Consider the following 17005-nt stretch of genomic DNA (forward strand, 5'->3'; position numbering starts at 1 on the left):
TGTGCTGTCGTGTGCTTTTTCGTCAGTGACGCTGAACCGGTCGATCGTCTGATCGGAGATGAAGTCAAGTACTGGATCGATACTTGGGGTGCACAAGTCCTACGATCAAATAAAAGCGGATTAGGTCCTGACTTGACAGACCCTATCGTTGGAGAAGCCATAGAGACCCTCGACCTCCTCGTCAATACCTCAACCGGGATCACACATCCATCCGATCGATCCACCTGCATCGAGATATTCAAAACACTTCACAACGAGGACATACGCTTTGACCCTGATGCAATCTGCTGTGTTGAATAGCGATCTAACCAGCTGATATCATGAGGTAGAAGGATGAAGCAGAGGAAATCAGCTCTTGTCCATGGAGGTCGATCTCCTCGCCTTCCTGGACGTGCCGGTCGAACTCCTCCTGCCACGTCCGGTAGCCCGCCACGCGGGTTGCCTTGGGACACTGGCGCTTGGTGAGGAGCGTGTTTCGATACGAGTAGTCATGGAAGCGACTCTGGATGTTTAGCCACTCCTAGAACTTTGCGCTGGCCTGCGCGTCGTCGACGCCGGCGACGAGCTCGTTGATCCACTGTTCGATGGTGCTGTTCATCTCGTCGGATCGTGTGTCGGTCTGATCGAAGGAGACCGACGAATCACTGGTCGTAGCCATAGTGTTCACCGAATCGAGTCCACGGCGACTGCGGCCGTTCAGAACGCGCTGCACCCCTCAAGGGCGTACAAAAAACACATCCGTACACCGCAATTGACGATTCAGCTACTCTGCAATGGGAATACTCGCAGTACTGCTACTGGTTAGTCACCGATGGGAACTTACGCCTGCTACCACCATCTCTACAAAATGGGAGGGCCTGGGTTGATGGATGTCGGCACTGGTTGCCTCTCAGCAAATTTATGACCGCGTTCTCGAAACAGTGGGTCCAGCACAATCAAGTCGGCATCTACGCCGTTGGGGTCGTCCTCGCAATTGCTGTCGGCCTCGGCCTCCCGAGCGCGAGTTCGGTTCTGGAACCGCTCATCAACCCCGTGCTCGCGGTGCTGTTGTACGTGACGTTCCTCGAGATCCCGTTCGTCCGGATTCGGCGCGCGTTCCGGAACGGCCGGTTCATGGCTGTGGCACTCGGCATGAACTTCGTAGTCGTCCCGGTTGTCGTGTTCGGGCTCACGCGGTTCCTCCCGCAGGAGCCAGTCATCCTCGTCGGGGTGTTCATGGTGTTGTTGACGCCGTGCATCGACTATGTCATCACGTTCACCGAACTCGCGGGCGGTGACGCCGAGCAGATCACGGCCGCGACGCCGGCGCTGATGCTTATCCAGCTACTGTTGCTCCCGCTGTATCTCTGGTTGTTTATGGGCCAGCAGGTGGCCGAGTTCATCGAGGCTGGGCCGTTCATCGAGGCGTTCGTTATTATCATCGCGCTGCCGCTGACGCTCGCGTGGGTGACCGAATACTGGGCGGAACGGTCCGAGCGGGGCGCCCAGTGGCAGGACACGATGGGTTGGTTGCCGGTCCCGATGATGGGAGCGACGCTGTTCGTCGTCATCGCCTCCCAGCTGCCGCGCGTGCAGGATTCGATTGGACAGATCGCGTCGGTTGTCCCCGTCTATGTGGCGTTCCTCGTCATTATGCCACTGCTCGGACGGCTAGTAGCCGGACTACTGGGGATGGATGCCGGAGAGAGTCGAGCGCTCGTGTTCACCTCCGTAACGCGAAACTCCCTGGTTATTCTCCCGCTGGCGCTCGCGCTCCCGTCTGGCTACGCGCTCGCACCAGCGGTCGTGGTCACCCAGACGCTCGTCGAACTAACGGGGATGGTTGTCCTCACGCGAGTCGTCCCGGCCTGGTTGATTCCGGATTCGCCCGACCAGTTCCTCGATCTCGATGTCGGCCGGAGTGATTGAGTCACGGTCGAATTCAGATCGCAGGCTTGAGTCACCGGAGTTCGTGGGGTTCGTCAGCGAAGCCGACCGTGACGAGGTACTCGAGGAACTCGTCGAACTGTTCGACGTCGCTTGACGTGTCGGTCGCAAGGTGACGCGCCCATTCGATGGCCCACCGGAAGGCGGGATCCGTTCCGCCCTTCCCATGGATGTACCACCAGCGAGCCGCTTTGAGAACGACCAGCGGATTCGTCGGTGGATGCTCGCCGGCAAGCCCACGGGTGATCGACTCGATTTCGTCGGGAACGTCGGTGGGATCGACGTCGCCTGATTGCGTGTTCGCGATATCGACCGGAATGTCGTCAATTGAGACGTTGTCGGTACTTTGTTGTTGACTCACAGGAAATTACCTCTGGATGAGGACTCTCGATGGAGCCCTCGCCCTTTCTGGGGGCGCGAAAAACCGCTCGCGGCGTCACGCTTACGGGACATAGACGCTCTGCTCGCCGGTGATTTCCTCGAGGTTGTTCCAGTGACGGTGGCTGAATAGCACTCGTAGCTGCAGTACCCACAGACAGCGCCGGTATCGTATTTGGCGACGTAGGGGCCACGGCGGGTTCGCCAAACGTTCGTCCCGCACTCGGCACAGGCGGCCTGCTCGAGATCTGCTGGACTCGGTCCCTCGTACTCGATGTCCAGTACTGGGGCCGACGTATCTCGAGGCCGTTGCGAACGGCGACGATCGGGCTGACGACCTGGTCGACGTCATCGACCACTATCTGACGACGGACCTCGAAGTGAATCTGGCGATCTACTACGCCGATATCGGCACCGAGTTTGAACCGGCGAGACTCGGCTCGAAAGGAGAGTTCTAACGACCGACGGACTGATTCCACTCGAGTACCACTACTCGCGCATGTCCCAGTCCCGAACCCAACGCTTTCGTGGCCAATCGCCGCCTGATCACGAGCCCAGCTGGCAGGTCTCGACCGTTGCCCGCCGGACGACCAATCGTTCCGGGTCGGCAGTCTGTGCCGTCACAGGCGCGACCGTCGCGCTCGATAGCGAGCACTATCTTGTGACGCTTCGCAAGCCCACCGACTCGCCGACCTGACCACCGGAGATCGATCATCTGGCCGTTCGTGAGGGTGCGCTCGACGGACTGGACGATGTTGATTCACGTATCGTCAAACTCACCTTCTGAGATCATCGGCCATGACTGAGCCGAAAGACGAAGAGTTAGTCATCTACGCAATCTACGATGGTCTAGACGACAGGGAGCTGCATCCCAAGGAGGAATGGTGCATTGATTTCTGTTAACATTTGCTGGAATCGGTCACTTATACTCAAATAGCTGGATCATCCCAGTTTCCATATGGTAGCTGTTGTGGCAGTGGAAGAACCAGTCGCCAGGGTTATCAGCAACGAAATCTAGCGTCTGCTGGCCCATATGTCCTGGTACCGTCACGGTGTCTTGAAGCGCACCGTCGACGACGAAGTGGTGGCCGTGGAGGTGCATCGGGTGGCGCATCGGACTGTGGTTGACCACGTGCAGTCGGACGTGCTCACCCTCCTTGATACGGATCGGATCCACGTTGGGGTACGCCTGTCCGTTAATCGTCCACTCATCACTGTCGCCCATCATTCCGCCAGTGGATAGGTTGAGATCGATCCGCCGGTCTGGAGTACCGTCGATCCGATCGAGCGGAGAGACAGCAGTGAGGTCACCATACTCCAACTGTCTCATCCCGACCGATTCGTACCGCGGATCGTCGGCGGTAGAGCCGTTGTATCGAAGGACAGCGCGTCCCGCAGGCATCCTATCGTCGAGCGGGTGAGCTCGGATCTCCCACCTCCCCGATCGGTTAGCTTCAATTACGGCGTCGAAGCGTTCGCCCATACCGATGTCGAACGTGTCGACCGTGACGGGCTCGACCGCTTGGCCGTCCGCGTGCGTGATCTGCATCGCATGGCCTCCGATGCTAACGCGATAGGTCGTGGCTGATCCCGCGTTGAGGAACCGTAGGCGAATTCGCTCGCCGGCCTCAACGGATACCACGTGTGGATCGCTTGGGAGCTTACCATTCACGAGTGTCCCGTCATATTCAGGGCTACCTGGAAAGCTGCCCATCATTCCGCGGTCGACCGACCGCACTGCCGGCTCACTGGTGAGATATTCGTCGAGGATGACCATGTGATCGCGGTCGTATTCGACGTGCGGTTCGTCCTCCTCGACGATCAGCGGTCCGAGCAAGCCACGTTCTAGTTGGAATCCGACATGGCTGTGATACCAATGGGTGCCGGTGGGCGCCGCGTCGAACTCATAGACGAACTCCTCGTCTGGCCCGATTGCTGGCTGCGTAATTCCTGGCACGCCGTCCATAGCGTTCGATCCGAACTGTCTCATCCCATGCCAGTGGATAGTTGTCTCTGCTGATAGCTCGTTGTGAACGGTGATCCGGACACGCTCACCCTCTCGGACGCGCAGTTCTGGGCCCGGGTACTGGCCGTCATAGAGCCACGTCTCGATGGTCTCGCTTGGTGCCACCTCGATCTCGCCTCTCGTAACGGTCAAATGATGCTTTCGATCCGGATTTCCGTACTCTGGTTCGGGATATGATTGTTCCCCGTCCAATATGGATCGAGGATTGTCAGATCCGTCAGCACCAAGATAACGCCTCGCGACGTAGCCGCCACCGCTGAGTCCAGTAGCGAGCGCGAGCCCCGCTCCAACAACGGTCCGTCGAGTGACGCGCCGTGTGCTGTCGCTAGGCGAGTTCGGCGAATTAGTCATTGCTTGGCAGGCTCAAGCCCGTTCTCGGTGGTGACAGTAACCGTTCCAAGGAAGGCTCTACTTGGCGGCCCGATGTCTCCTTCATTCCTCGGTTTCCCCTGTTTTTGGCGCTTCTGTTTTGCGTACTTTTCCCTGTCAATCTCGCCGCACACGTACCATTTGTCAAGAATCCCCTCTGGGATCCTACTCGTAAGGTTACTGTTGATCCCGCCAGCCATGCCGCCACTCAACGAGCTGAAGAGCTGGAAATACATCTAGTACAGCCCACCGGCGAAGGAAAGCGAGATAAGTCGTTTTTCGCCGTCCATTGTATTCATATCGAGGGCCTCCTGGCCGATTATCAGTTTACTTACTCGACCAAACAGCGTCGTCTGAAAGACTGTAACCATGAGTAGTCCTATGATCGCCGTATTTAACCGGATTTCCATTTAGAAACCAAAATGCCTCGTCAGCGGAGGCTTGCTGTCGATTAGGCGTTCTCGCGGAACATTTCATACTTCTCCTCAAAATCCGCTTCACACCGCTCACAACAGAGGTGATAGAGCGTTCCGTCGATCCGAGTCGCTACGCCGTTCTCACTGACAACCTGGTTGCCACACATGGCGCACTCGACAGAAAACTCGACATCGTGGATCGACGTGTCCGTGCTTGTGTTGGCCAAAAGCTTTACCTCGTACTTCGAGTACTGCGATTCCGAGATCGTCTCAGCGACGAGCTCATGAACCTGGTTCGGTCGGCAAGTTGCGAGCACGATCGCGTGTGAATCGGCCGTGGTGTAGACTGTGTGGATACTTTCCTGCTGCTCGAACGCGCGAGCGACATCGTCCACCGAAGACGCAAATGTATCCACGTCAATCAGCACCGACACGCCCTCGTGGAGGATCGAGCGGTCGAGATCGAGCGTGAACCCGCGGATAATGCCCAGTTCACAGAGGCGCTCGACACGGTTGGTCACCGTCGGCTGGGATACATCTACCCGCTCGGCGATCTCGCTATACGGCCGGCGGGCGTCCTCGTGAAGGAACCGCAGGATTTGAACGTCAACTTCGTCAAGGCCGCGCATATCCAGTATTCGTCCTGAACCCGAATAGGTGTTGAGGATATCTGCCGGAATATATTTGGGTCCATTAATATATTTAGACAGAATTTTGGATCTATAATAGAAATTGGAAAGACTCCCCTCCCCCTCCATAGATACCACTGCCAAGAGTAGTAAGGACAGTTCTCGCTACTTCCGACTATAGTAACCACTAGAATTTTCCGCCCATAGATTGTTGCTGTTTGTAATGGACCATCTCGACGAGATCCCCCTCGAAGAACTTCACGACGCACTCGACAACGTTGAGGGAAAGAAGCCGACACAACGGCTGATGGCGGCAATTGCGTACAAAAACGGCGTCACACAGACCGAACTTGCCGAGTGGCATGGCACCGGCCGACGAACAATCTACAGCTGGCTCAAGCGACTCAACACTGACGAGTCGCTTGAGCAGGCCGTTACTGATGCTCACCGATCTGGGAGAAAACGAAAGCTCTCAGAAAAAGAGCAACAGGAGTTCCAAGAGACTGTCCACGAATCTCCCGAAGAAGTTGGAGTTGACGCGCCGGCGTGGACACCGGCGCTCGTCCAGCAGTATCTCGAGGAAACCTACGATGTCGAGTACTCAATCCCGAGTTGTCGGCGGTTGCTCAAAGAAGCGGGATTGAGCTATCAAAAACCACGTCGTACAGCCGCCGAAGCTGATGCTGAGGAGCAAGACAGATTCCGCGAGGAACTCAAAAAAAAAAAGCGGCGGAAGATGGACGCCACAGTAGTCTGTCTCGATCAAACCAAGAAATCTGTGCAAGTTGAGCCGCGTGCCGCGTGGTTTCCGTGCGGCACGCGGCCGTCCGTCAAATTGTCTGGACAACGCGACTGGACGTGTTTGTTGGACGCGATCACCGAGGACGGTGACTGCTTTTTCTCCCGGTTCGAAGAGTACGTCACCGCCGAACACGCAAAACATTTCATTCTCGCATTATGCAAAGAGTTCGAAGACGATTTGATTATCGTGCTAGATGGTGCGCCGTACTTCCAGGCGTCGGCCGTCACGGACCTAGCGGTCCGCGACGACCTCGACTTTGTCACGTTACCGGCGTACTCTCCTGAGCTAAATCCGGTCGAGGAGTGCTGGAGACAACTCCAGGCGGATCTTAGCAATCGGTTCTTTGATTCACTTACTGAACTCACAACAGCAATTGACACCGCTCTTGACCAACTCTCTATTCCTATAGTGAGCAATTACTTCTAATGTCTACTATAGCTGGTCACCGCTTTCGGAGGTGACTCGAACCGCTTCGGGTAGCGAGGGCCACTTGTCGGCCAGTTGTGTGGCGGGCTTCGTATCGAGGTCGGTGATCAGCTGGCAGTCGTCGACCGCTGGATCCCTGTCTGCCTTCGTGAGGAGCGTGGCCGCAGCAGCACCCTTCGCGACAGCGGCGTAGAACGTCGACGCCTCGACGAGCAGATGGACGACATGGAGTAGTGTCCACTCAGTAGACGGGGTAGAACTCTCGTCACTGGTTCCATCCAGATGATTCGAGAGGCAGAACCGGCACTTCGTTTGGGTAGTGGGAATGGAAGCGCCACAAGAGGAACACTCCTTCTGTGTCGATCTCGTTCGGTTTGGATACGATTCGAGTCTTCCCCCTCTCTGTCGCTCTACTTGCTCAGCGTTCTCCCGTCCAGAAAGCCGGTCGTCGGGAACGCGAGTCGCTTCGCCAAGTGGTCGTAGCTCCTCTAAATCAGAGTAGTAGTCAGTCATCTCTTGCGGATGGCTTCCTCCGTAATGCTATTTGAACTCATGCTCTCCCTCTTCACGAGATCACTGTGACGACCACAGTGTCTCTATGCGTTGCTCTATTGCCGTGAGGACGGTGGAGTATACTTCGAGTGGATGGAGCGACGGGAGTTCGAGGTCAGTGATTTCGGTGGCAGACGGTGGCCTGTGGAAGTGTAACCGGGTGTTGTGCGTGTTCGGGTGCCGGTCCCAGCGACACTCCCAAAGTTCCCCGTCCTCGTGTTCTTCGACGTAGTGGACTGAGAAATCGCCAGTCGTGAACCACCGAATGTCGAGACGAGGCGCATTCACTGAGTCCGGGTATCGTCCAGCGTCGAGCAGTCCACGAAGCAGTCGAGGTTCGTAGGAATCCGGGTCAAACGCAGTCTCCGCCACGAGTGAATCCGACGAAAGGTGTCGCTCCAGCAGGCGCAGTGTCTGTCGATCCGGTGGGCCTGTCGAGTGTGGCGCCGAATCCTTCGGTGGCTGGCTCATTTACGCCGGAATCAGATGCCCGTCGTTCTGGGAAAGCTGGCGAGCAAGTTCGTACAGCCTGATATCCCGAATCACACCCTGCCACTCGCTGACTGCGGTCATCCGCTCGTGAATAGTTTCGTGACTATCGTGATCAAACACGTTGACGGCCGTTGGGTCCCTCGTTTCGAACCGGGCTTCGTATTCCGTCCGCTGCGCTTCAAGCGCCTCCACGCGGTCGATGATCTTTTCGACAGAGAGCTCGGTTGCGATTCGACTGGCGTCCTGCCATTCGAGATACCCCTTGTTTCGTTCGTATGTTGCTGGGCGGCTGTCTCTATCGGCTCGAGCGATACCCATCTCCGCTAAGCGGTCGAGGTGCTTTTTCGCGGCGTTTGAAGAGCAGTCCGCAAGCTCCGCGATCTCGGTGTACGCAGTCGGAGACGTAATTCCGAGAACGACATTGTAGACACGACCGAACGTGTCTGTTCTCGTCTGCCACCGTCGCTGGGTATCGTCGGACTCTGGGGCCGGATCGAACTCGGTCACACCTAGCTGTAGGTGGACAATCTCAATATATCTTCGGATCCATCAAATATATGAAAGTACGTGCTGTGTTGGGCCACTGGAAGGGCAGAATCCGTCTTGTTCAAGCACGCAGCATTGCAACTGCCTTTCCGACCTGCCGGACGTGTTCACTCCGCTCCAGATCCAACTCCTCGGCGAGATAGTCAACCGTCTCTGTGAGCGTTATGGTTGAGTACCTCCTCACTCAATGTATGAAGCTGATGCCGTTGAGACTACCTCTCAAACTGCGTTGAGTTCGTCTCTCCGGGCACGAACTGTCACAGCTGATATCCCTGCAGCAGCCGCAACCCTCTGCTGTGTGAGTGATCTGCCGTGTTCCTGTGCAGCTTTGTATATGCAGGCCGCTGCGACGCCACTCGGGCGACATCCGTTAGAAATAGCTGTTTCTCGGTGTTGCTTCGAGAGTGCCATTGCTCGATGCCGTATGGCGTCTGAAATGTCGAGTTCTGACGCGAGGCGGGGCATAAATTCGCTAGGGCGAACAGGCTGAGTCGGCAGTCCAAGTTCTGTGTTCAGCGTCTTGTACGCATTCGTGACTCTCGATTGTTCAACGCGTGCCGCGTCGACGACGGCGTCAAGTAACCGCGAATGGCCGTTACACCGGCAGGCCCCGTAGACGCTTGCTGCCGCTATCGCCTCGATTGATCGGCCTCGAAGCAGGTCTTCGGTTTGAGCGCTCCGGAACAGTTGACACGCCTGGTCACGAACCGAATATGAGAGCTCGAGAACGCTCGCGATTCTTCGAACTTCACCCAGACCGTGTGCGAGATTTCGCTCGGCTTTCGATTGGAATCGCCCACGAGTCTGCTCACGCCGCATTCTGGATAGCCGCTGCCGCTCCCGTCCAGAGAGCTCGTTACCGTTCGCATCTTTCTTGCGACCAATCTCGGTCGACAGCCCTCGGTTATGGCGTGCCGCTGTAAGTGGAGCACCCGTCCGCTTTCGCTGGTCCTGATCGTGAGTTCTCCATTCAGGGCCGTGGTCAATCCGTTGCTCGTCAATAACGAGCCCACAGTCCTCACAGATTGTTTCGACCGAGTTGGTAGTAACCCAGCCATCGCACTCGGGACATGAGTTCGTGCTGGAGTTCGTCTGTACGTCCTCGTCGAAACTCGTTTCGTAGATATCTCTAGTTGCCATGATACTCACGAGGGGACCACGCGGATTGTGCCTCTCGGAGTGCCCCTCGCCCACCACGGGGCAAATAAACACCCAGCGGTGCGAGCCGGCGCAGTGCGATTCTGTGGCGAAAGCCCGGCGGCTCTGTGAGCCGCCCGGAACGTGGAGGTTGGGTGGGGCGGCGGGAAGCGGGTGAACGGGCATCAGAAAAAATGAAAGCCACGTTAGCCGACTATTCCCACCACCGACCACGCTCGGGGAATAGCACGGTGCTCCACCCGGTCAGGGCCACTGAGACGCGCCCCTGATACCAGTTCCGCACCGCCCCGTTAATCCGCACGCGCTCGCCCTCTTCGATCCATGGTTGATTCGATTTCTCCCAGACAGTCACCTTCGTTCGCCCGCTTTCGTCTTCGATGAGTCCGACTTGCTGAATTGCCGGCGAGTCGCTCTCCCACAACTGCGTCACCGTACCTTCGATGCTCACCTCTTTGCGATTGACGTCCTCGAGCATCCCGATGGGAACCACCTGTCCCGGCGCCGTCTGTAACTCCTCGAACACCCCGACGACTGCACTCGTCAGGTCTTTCCCACCGACTACGGCTTCACCCAGCCGCCGACCAATCGCCGCTCGTGACCAGCCATCCAGCTTCTCGGCCAGCCGCATCGACTGCTTATTCACCGCCGCCAACTGCTCCTGCGTGAGTTCTGAACGAGGATCGTCTCGCTCTGGATCCGCCCACGGGTCCACGCTCGCCGCCCGGTTCTGGAACTCTGCACGCCGCCCAGCACTCCGCTTCGCTGCGATATCTCGCGTCCGCTTCTCCCGACCTTCTTGCGTCCCCATCTCCGCCTGGGCACTGATGCGCTCTAGCTCGGCCTCCCGCGCCCGAATGCGCTCTTCCTGTTCGAGGATCGCACCGTAGATTCGTTCTTCACTGGTGTCGACCATCCCATCCGGGTGGTTGGCATCGACCTTGGCCTGCACCTCCATCTGCACCGTCGCCTGGAACTCCGGCGTCTCATCGACGACCTCGAAGCCCTCTTCATCGACCTCCGCTTCGTCCGCTTTTTCGAATGCCTGTTCATTGACCGAAACTACTTCACTGGTAACGTTCTTACTTGACATTGCAGAACCTTGAAGGCGCTCACTCGGCGTCTTCTTCCGACACCACGACTCTCCAGCCGTGGCTGTCCACAACGACCAACTCAACCATCTCGCGCCTTCGCGAGCGCCCCTGGGCGCGAGCGAGAGCGCGCCCGAGGAGGCCACCCATCCAGCACCGCGTGCCGACCTGCCCGGAGCGAGCGCCCAGCGGAGTATGCCCGTTCGTGTCCGGCCCGGACTGCGGGTTCGTGCCCAAGGCGACTATCGCCGAGAACGCGCGCCGCGGTGTGGCGCGCGACAGCGCAGGCGGCACAAAGCCTTGGAACGCGAAAGCCCGCGAGGGGCGCAACCGACGGGGATACCCGCTGGCGCGAAGGCACATACATTTTAGCCCGGCAGCCAGCCCGCCACTGCAGGCAGGCAGCCCGGAATGGTCGGTCGCGAGCGACGCGGAGGGCGGCAGCGGCGAGCGGGGCGTGCCATAACAAAGGACCTGTTCAACTGGGTTCGACGCTCAGCGACACAGCCAACATCCTGGTGGACTCAGAAAGGGCGCGGCCGTCTCGGTCGTCCCCCGACCCCGCTAGCACTGCAGGCACGAGGAGCGAAGCGGCGGTCGTGGGATGCCGAGCGTCCGCGGGCTTTCAGGGACAGTCTCGGATGCCGACCGCGATTCTACTACTGGTCCGCTGAGCAGGGCTCTTCGTCGATCAGGACGTCGACGCTTTCCGGCGTCACCGCGAGCCGAATTCCTTCCACCGTGAACTGTACTTCGACGTCCCCACTCGACGAGTGCAGGATCTGCTCGAGTGCCTCGACGTCGACGGTATCGTACAACTGATACTCGTCCCGATCCAGCCCACATGCTTCGAGCGTCTCGATGATATCGACCAAGAGGTCAGACAATGCACTAGGCCCACTTGTTGGAGAGCGATCCATCGTAACGTCTGGCCCTTAGGATGGACGGCGTTTAAAGGATAGGAAGACAGCTGTAGTTGCTTATAGATTACGTAGTTGACTTAGCGCGTGTGAGATAGCGTCGGCGCAACTACAAGCGATTATGCGCTTTGATGCCGACTGGATGTCACGCGCCGATGATCGCATTCTGGAGCATCTCGCTGAAGAAGGTCCTGATACTCCTAAGGAAATGGCAGACAGCGACCGTGTCCGGTTCTCCCGGCAACACATCAATGCTCGCTGCAAGACGCTGGTCACCTACGGGCTCCTCGTCCACCTCGGCAACGGCGTCTACGACATTACCCGTGAAGGGAAGCAGTATCTCGACGGTGAACTTGACGCTCGCGATCTCAAGGCCGAATGAACTCAGCTGGCGACAAACCTCGGTCGACGAATGACCGGTCGCCAGTCACGAACCTCCGCATACGGTTCCTTAAAAGCAGGCGTGCTCACTCGTTCTCGAGTGCTGCGTAGATCTCCGCGTGGCGGCGTCCGTCAAGCTTGCCCATCTCGAGGGCGATCTCGTGACGTTCGGCGTCGCTCTTGGCCGCCTGATACCGCTCGTATAGCTGGCGAACCTCGTCGTCGACCGCCGTCGAGGAATCGGTGCTGGACGCCATCTTTCTGCTGAACATACTCAGTGTGTCCCTTTATCAGTTGCGACGAGCGCACGCACGGAAGTAGATGACCGCGGTGTCTGTGTCGACCGCGGCTTCGTCGGTTGCGAAACGGTGCAAGAGGGTTCGAATTTCATCACCGTAGTCGAACGTGTATCCGTTCAACATATAGAAGACGACCACCGTACGGAGTGCTGTTCGCTTGTTCCCGTCGACGAACGGATGCTCCGCAATGAGCAGTCGCATCAGATGGGCCGCTTTTTCGTGAATCGTCTCAGGAACCTCTCCGAAGAACCCCTCTGAGATGTACTGCAGCACGGATGCAATCACTTTCTCTGACCGAACTCCTGGTTCCGTGATGTCGCCTTCTGCCACGATCTGTTCGTGGAGATCGAGAATGAGCTCGACAGAGGGATACGCGACGTCGTCAGTCACATCCCTAACTTTCTCACGCTACTCGTTAACCGTTTCTCAAACGTCGAGCTCAGTCCTCTTTGTCATCGACAGCGTGCAGTGCCCAATCCTCGAGATCCTCTCTGCCGAACCGGTCGTTCGCTGTCCGCGTACTTTCGTGGAACTCGGCCATCTCGACACCCTATTCGGCAGCGCCAGGAGCTTCGATGTCGGCAACTGACCCACCTGCGTCCTCGATTTCGAAGTACTGGTAAACGATCGGCCGGAGCGCCTGCAGGACGGTCTCCGCGGCCGGCGGCGAAATGTCGAGATCCTGGGCCATCAGACGGTGGATGACCTTACCACGTTCGCGGGCGATCGCGTAGGTGAGCGCCGTCGCGAGGCCGGCAATGCCGTGACGATCGACGTACGTATCGATATCGTCGTCAGTTTGGCGCCGGCCGACCGCGTCGATCAGCGCCGGCGTAATCGTGTATTCGCGGTCGCCGGCGGCTGCAGTTACCGCCAGTTCGATTTTCCGAGCGACGTACCGTCGGGGCTGTTCGTCACGGGTGACCTCGATGACGCCGGCGTTGACGAGCCGATTGACATAGGTATACGCTGACCCCTCCACAAGCTTGGATCGTCTATGACTTCTTGGACGGTCTCCTCGCCTTCGCGAGCAAGGGATGCGTATAGCTACTTGACTTCGCACGTTAGACGAACATGCCGTCGATCTGGCGCATTAGCTCGTCGATGCTGCGGTACGGACTGGTCAGTGCCCACGAGAGAAGATTCTGAACGCTTTCACGAAAGGATCGTTTGACGTCGTTTCGGAGTGAACTCGCGTGTCCGAGAATCGTTCCAAGGGCGCTATGTGCACACCGAACTTGAGGAGACTGTAGGCCAGCATCAGCAGGTGCCAGTGCCTAGTACTCAAGATAACTTTTGCAAGTCAAGGAACTGCTTGATCCAGTTTCCAGCGAAGCTCACACGGTCAGTCACTTTTTCGAAGACAGTACTGACGAGAGCGCGGAACTCCTCCGCGCTCTCGACGATTAACGGTGAAATTTCCCACTTCAGACTCTTCCAAACCGATTCAATTGGGTTGAGATCCGGCGATCCAACCGGTAAGAACACGAAATCGATACCGAGCTGGGACGCTCGCTTGCGCGTATACTCGCACGTGTGTGAGAAGAGATTGTCCAAGACGAGCAGAATCCGCTTGCCGGGATTCTGCTCGCGGATTGCTTCGAGACACTCGCAAATTCGTTCTTTTGTCTGATCTTCGGGAAACGAAACAACGCTCTCGCCGTTGAGTGCATAGAAGCCGACCGCTGGTTCATCGATTCGAACCAGCGGTCGCTCGATATGTGGGTTATCGACGTACCACATCCGACGCGAATTATCCCACGGTTGGGGATGTGACGCGTCGAAGAATCCAACAACAGTTCCGCCATCTGTACAAATATCGTCGTCAAGTTCCCAGCCACCGGCTTCGTCGGCTTCGTGTTTGTTGTGAGGCTGGTTGTCGTCCTCGTCGAGCGCCTCATCAAGGCGCTCGTCGAGGATCTCTTCAGCGTTATCAGGCCGTGACGGGCGCTTTGTCCGTGGAATTGAGTACGAAAGCCCGAGTTCACGGAGGAACGTGCTCAGATAATCTGGATGATACTCAACGTCGAATTCCGTGTTGAGGAGATGCTGTATTTCCTGTTGTTTCCATGGTTGGCCCTCACGAAGGAGTTCGAGAAGCTCTTCCTGGTCATCTTCGCCGAGCTTCGGGGGGCGTCCGTCCCCGAAGTTCGGCGTCAGTTGACCGAGACCGCCCTCATTCCACCGGCGACCCCACCGACTTCCGGTCGATTCAGACTTCCCAACCCGGTTTGCTGCCTCCTCAAGCGTGTCGCCTTCATAGAGATTCTTTACGAAGGTAAGACGGCGGACAACCTTCGGATCGTCCGCCTCGGCCAGGAGTTGATCAAGCTCTTCATCAGAAAGATGGCGAACAACGTCCTTTCGACGATCGCCGCTCACTGTGTCGATTATCTCCCTCCAGCCCCAAAACTTCTCTCACGTACTACGACTGGCACCTGCAGCGTGCCGTAACTCGCAGTCGCCAAAACCAAGGTCCTGCTTGGTGTCCCTGAAGAACGCCTCTACTCGCCATCTCATCGCGTACAACTCGATGAGATGGCTTGCCGGTGCGTCGATTTTGTTCGACACGATATACTTCACGCTCGGTTCCTCGTCTTCATCGCTTGATTCTTTCTCAGTGATCAGGAGCTTCACTTCTCCAAGACGACCGACATCAAGTTTCTGTGTCCAGATGTGGTAGATGTCGCCGTTAACGGTTCGTGGGGCTGTGTCGATGCGCTGGCTGAGCGCATCGACACGGATTCGGTCACCGCCATAGCTGACGCGTGTATCACTCTTGACGGCTGAAACCCATTCCTTCCCATACTCTTCGAGATGGGTGACGAACTCCTCGGTACTATAGAACATATCAAAGAGATAGGTGTCCCGGCGGACACCTATCTCGATGAGTTCGTCAACGAGTTCGATAGCGAGTTCAACGCGGCGTTTGTCGTTTTTCTTGTAGAGGCGAAAGCCTAGTGGGTAGGTGGTTTTCTCGTCGGCGTAGAGTGCGTAGACGATGTTCTGTCCCCAGATGTAGCTGTGGATACCGTGGTCGTAGTATTTCCCTGCGTGAGGGATTTTCTTGCCCGTTTTGTGCGTGAAGGTGTCGTCGATGATGACGACACCTTCACTGCTCCATCTCGTGTCATCGGCTTGTTGGAGCAGCGCGAGGCGTTCTCTGTTGAGCTGATCTTCGTCCCAGTCATACTCGGTGAGGAACTTGTTCAAAGCACGTTCGCTCTTGGCCGGGAGAACGATGTTCGAGATGCCTTGAACGGTCTTGTTGCTGGCCGCAACAAGACCTGTCACGTAGGTTTTGGCGTGGTGTTTCTGCCGCGTCGAGAAACACTCGAATTGGTCGATTGGTTCAGTACACGATAGGAACGACGTTATCGGCAGCATCCACCTTTCACACGCTCTATACGAGCTCTAACGATATAACGTGCGAAGTCAAGTAGCTAGGCAAGCTGTGGCTCCTTGAGGAGGGCCGCGACCGAGAGGAAGTCGCGGATGATGTCTCCGTTGGCTCGGTTCGATGCGCGTGACATAGCGCTTCTTGACTACCGTTGTCATGGAACTCCAAACCGATTTGGGGTCAGTCCGCCGGCGTAGCAACGAGGTGCTCCTCGAGATCGCGCGTCCAGTATGTGGCTGGCCCGCCGGGAGAACAGCGGGCACAGAGCTGAAGCGGACCTTCGAGGTGACCGAGTCCCACGCGGAACCGCGTCAGCGCCGCGAGCGCGACGATCGACTTGTGACTCCGGTCGTTCGGAACTGTAAGTTCGATATCCACCTACGGGCCCCTCTAATAGTCTAACGAGGACATCGGAACCACCTTGTTCTACGGCATTCCGGACTACACTTCGTCGGCTAAGTAGTTGAATGCGCGAAGTGTATTCTGCCCTTCTTCAGTCAGGCTCACGTACTTCTGTCGACCGACCTCTTCGATTTCCACGTACTCTCGCTCTTGTAGTGCGTTCAGAATATGCGAATCAAGCAATCGGTATTTGCCCTTGATGTTGTCCGACTCGTACGTCTGGATAAACGGTAGGCCCACGTCTTCACTGAATTCGATGAGCTCTTTTTTCGAGGCACTCCCCTGTTCGTCGAGGTAGGCGAGAATTGCGATATGCTGTGGTGACGGTCCTTCGATGGGATACGCTGGCATTTCATCGATACCCGCAACGCCGTAGCTGACCGGTTCTGTTGGCGGTTGCTCCCTCTCTGGACCATACCGCTCTGCACGGACATAGTAGGGGGTCGCGCCGGTCGCCATGCAAGCAATCATGCCCGCAATCGCGGTGACTTTACTCCCTGTTGCGAGGTTTACGTACACTTCATCACCACGGTAGTCGGTGATGGTTTCGGCAATCTCCCCGAGACTAGCATAGAGCTCGAAAATATCGCAAGTACGGTCCACGACCTCAAGTGCAGCCCCCTCGAGTTTCTGTCGGACCTCCTGGTGGTACGCTGGCTTGGTATCCGCTGGCCCATCGTGATTGAGGAGAACCACGACATCCGCGTTGAGTTCGAGTGGCGGTCCCACGACCCGGTCTCGTTCGTATCCGAGCGGAATAATATGTACGCGATTTGGAACAATCATCGGTCTTCC

At 57.2% G+C, this 17005-nt stretch carries 17 protein-coding genes and 6 pseudogenes; 3 read left to right on the forward strand and 20 right to left on the reverse strand.

All coding sequences use genetic code 11. The features are described from left to right. Window positions 1-376 precede the first annotated feature (376 nt). A pseudogene (locus tag HYG81_RS44825) lies at window positions 377-658 on the reverse strand (DUF955 domain-containing protein); the annotation flags it as partial. 242 nt (window positions 659-900) lie between these two features. On the opposite strand from HYG81_RS44825, the gene HYG81_RS44830 reads away from it, so the two are divergent. After that, window positions 901-1908, forward strand: coding sequence for an arsenic resistance protein (locus HYG81_RS44830; protein WP_226778716.1), 1008 nt, complete (start codon window positions 901-903; stop codon window positions 1906-1908). Between the two features lie 31 nt (window positions 1909-1939). Here HYG81_RS44830 and HYG81_RS44835 read toward each other — a convergent pair whose 3' ends face one another. The 5 genes and pseudogenes from HYG81_RS44835 to HYG81_RS44855 form a co-directional block, all read right to left on the reverse strand. Then, window positions 1940-2287 carry a DUF8013 domain-containing protein gene (locus tag HYG81_RS44835; protein ID WP_226778717.1) on the reverse strand — a complete coding sequence of 116 codons (348 nt, stop codon included), beginning with the start codon at window positions 2285-2287 and terminating at the stop codon, window positions 1940-1942. 81 nt (window positions 2288-2368) lie between these two features. Then, window positions 2369-2586: pseudogene (locus tag HYG81_RS44840) on the reverse strand (DUF6610 family protein); the annotation flags it as partial. 637 nt (window positions 2587-3223) lie between these two features. Continuing rightward, the gene (locus HYG81_RS44845; RefSeq protein WP_226778718.1) at window positions 3224-4681 is read right to left on the reverse strand and encodes a multicopper oxidase family protein; all 1458 of its coding nucleotides are present in this window, start codon (window positions 4679-4681) and stop codon (window positions 3224-3226) included. Next, window positions 4678-4935, reverse strand: a complete 258-nt coding sequence (locus tag HYG81_RS44850; RefSeq protein WP_226778719.1) for a hypothetical protein — start codon at window positions 4933-4935, stop codon at window positions 4678-4680. The genes HYG81_RS44845 and HYG81_RS44850 overlap by 4 nt, the downstream gene beginning before the upstream one ends. Window positions 4936-5150: 215 nt before the next feature. After that, window positions 5151-5873 (reverse strand): AsnC family transcriptional regulator, encoded by a 723-nt coding sequence (locus HYG81_RS44855; RefSeq protein ID WP_226778720.1) that lies wholly within the window; start codon window positions 5871-5873, stop codon window positions 5151-5153. Window positions 5874-5967: 94 nt separating this feature from the next. Here HYG81_RS44855 and HYG81_RS44860 point away from each other — a divergent pair, with 94 nt between their 5' ends. Next, window positions 5968-6972: an IS630 family transposase gene (locus HYG81_RS44860; RefSeq protein ID WP_226778721.1), complete on the forward strand. Its 1005-nt coding sequence runs from the start codon at window positions 5968-5970 to the stop codon at window positions 6970-6972. Window positions 6973-6981: 9 nt separating this feature from the next. Here HYG81_RS44860 and HYG81_RS44865 read toward each other — a convergent pair. The 6 genes and pseudogenes from HYG81_RS44865 to HYG81_RS44890 all read right to left on the reverse strand — a co-directional run. Continuing rightward, a pseudogene (locus tag HYG81_RS44865) lies at window positions 6982-7485 on the reverse strand (biosurfactant protein 1); the annotation flags it as partial. Window positions 7486-7545: 60 nt separating this feature from the next. Further along, window positions 7546-7995, reverse strand: coding sequence for a toxin-antitoxin system TumE family protein (locus tag HYG81_RS44870; RefSeq protein ID WP_226778722.1), 450 nt, complete (start codon window positions 7993-7995; stop codon window positions 7546-7548). After that, window positions 7996-8523: a DUF7342 family protein gene (locus HYG81_RS44875; RefSeq protein WP_226778723.1), complete on the reverse strand. Its 528-nt coding sequence runs from the start codon at window positions 8521-8523 to the stop codon at window positions 7996-7998. Between the two features lie 258 nt (window positions 8524-8781). Then, window positions 8782-9702, reverse strand: coding sequence for a transcription initiation factor IIB (locus HYG81_RS44880; RefSeq protein ID WP_226778724.1), 921 nt, complete (start codon window positions 9700-9702; stop codon window positions 8782-8784). Between the two features lie 211 nt (window positions 9703-9913). Next, entirely contained in the window at window positions 9914-10810 is an 897-nt protein-coding gene (locus HYG81_RS44885) for a DNA-binding protein (RefSeq protein WP_226778725.1), read from the reverse strand. Window positions 10811-11467: 657 nt separating this feature from the next. After that, window positions 11468-11695: a HalOD1 output domain-containing protein gene (locus HYG81_RS44890; protein ID WP_425607588.1), complete on the reverse strand. Its 228-nt coding sequence runs from the start codon at window positions 11693-11695 to the stop codon at window positions 11468-11470. 154 nt (window positions 11696-11849) lie between these two features. Here HYG81_RS44890 and HYG81_RS44895 point away from each other — a divergent pair, with 154 nt between their 5' ends. Then, window positions 11850-12110: a MarR family transcriptional regulator gene (locus tag HYG81_RS44895; protein WP_226778727.1), complete on the forward strand. Its 261-nt coding sequence runs from the start codon at window positions 11850-11852 to the stop codon at window positions 12108-12110. 85 nt (window positions 12111-12195) lie between these two features. Here the strand turns inward: HYG81_RS44895 and HYG81_RS44900 are convergent, their stop codons facing one another. From HYG81_RS44900 to HYG81_RS44935, 8 genes and pseudogenes are all read right to left on the reverse strand, one after another. Then, a complete protein-coding gene (locus tag HYG81_RS44900; protein ID WP_226778728.1) occupies window positions 12196-12366 on the reverse strand; it encodes a hypothetical protein in 171 nt (56 codons plus the stop codon). 33 nt (window positions 12367-12399) lie between these two features. Then, on the reverse strand, window positions 12400-12798 hold the full coding sequence (locus HYG81_RS44905) for a type II toxin-antitoxin system death-on-curing family toxin (RefSeq protein WP_226778729.1): 399 nt from the start codon (window positions 12796-12798) through the stop codon (window positions 12400-12402). Window positions 12799-12958: 160 nt separating this feature from the next. Beyond that, window positions 12959-13455 (reverse strand): annotated as a pseudogene (locus HYG81_RS44910) (DUF7437 domain-containing protein); the annotation flags it as partial. Window positions 13456-13692: 237 nt separating this feature from the next. Continuing rightward, window positions 13693-14790: an IS630 family transposase gene (locus tag HYG81_RS44915; protein ID WP_226778730.1), complete on the reverse strand. Its 1098-nt coding sequence runs from the start codon at window positions 14788-14790 to the stop codon at window positions 13693-13695. A gap of 36 nt (window positions 14791-14826) precedes the next feature. Further along, on the reverse strand, window positions 14827-15795 hold the full coding sequence (locus HYG81_RS44920) for an IS701 family transposase (protein WP_226778731.1): 969 nt from the start codon (window positions 15793-15795) through the stop codon (window positions 14827-14829). 59 nt (window positions 15796-15854) lie between these two features. Next, window positions 15855-15941: pseudogene (locus HYG81_RS44925) on the reverse strand (ArsR family transcriptional regulator); the annotation flags it as partial. 47 nt (window positions 15942-15988) lie between these two features. After that, window positions 15989-16132 (reverse strand): annotated as a pseudogene (locus HYG81_RS44930) (DUF7558 family protein); the annotation flags it as partial. 117 nt (window positions 16133-16249) lie between these two features. Further along, entirely contained in the window at window positions 16250-16996 is a 747-nt protein-coding gene (locus HYG81_RS44935; protein WP_226778732.1) for an HFX_2341 family transcriptional regulator domain-containing protein, read from the reverse strand. Window positions 16997-17005: the final 9 nt, after the last annotated feature.

This window comes from Natrinema zhouii, from assembly GCF_013456555.2.
GTDB classification, from domain to species: domain Archaea; phylum Halobacteriota; class Halobacteria; order Halobacteriales; family Natrialbaceae; genus Natrinema; species Natrinema zhouii.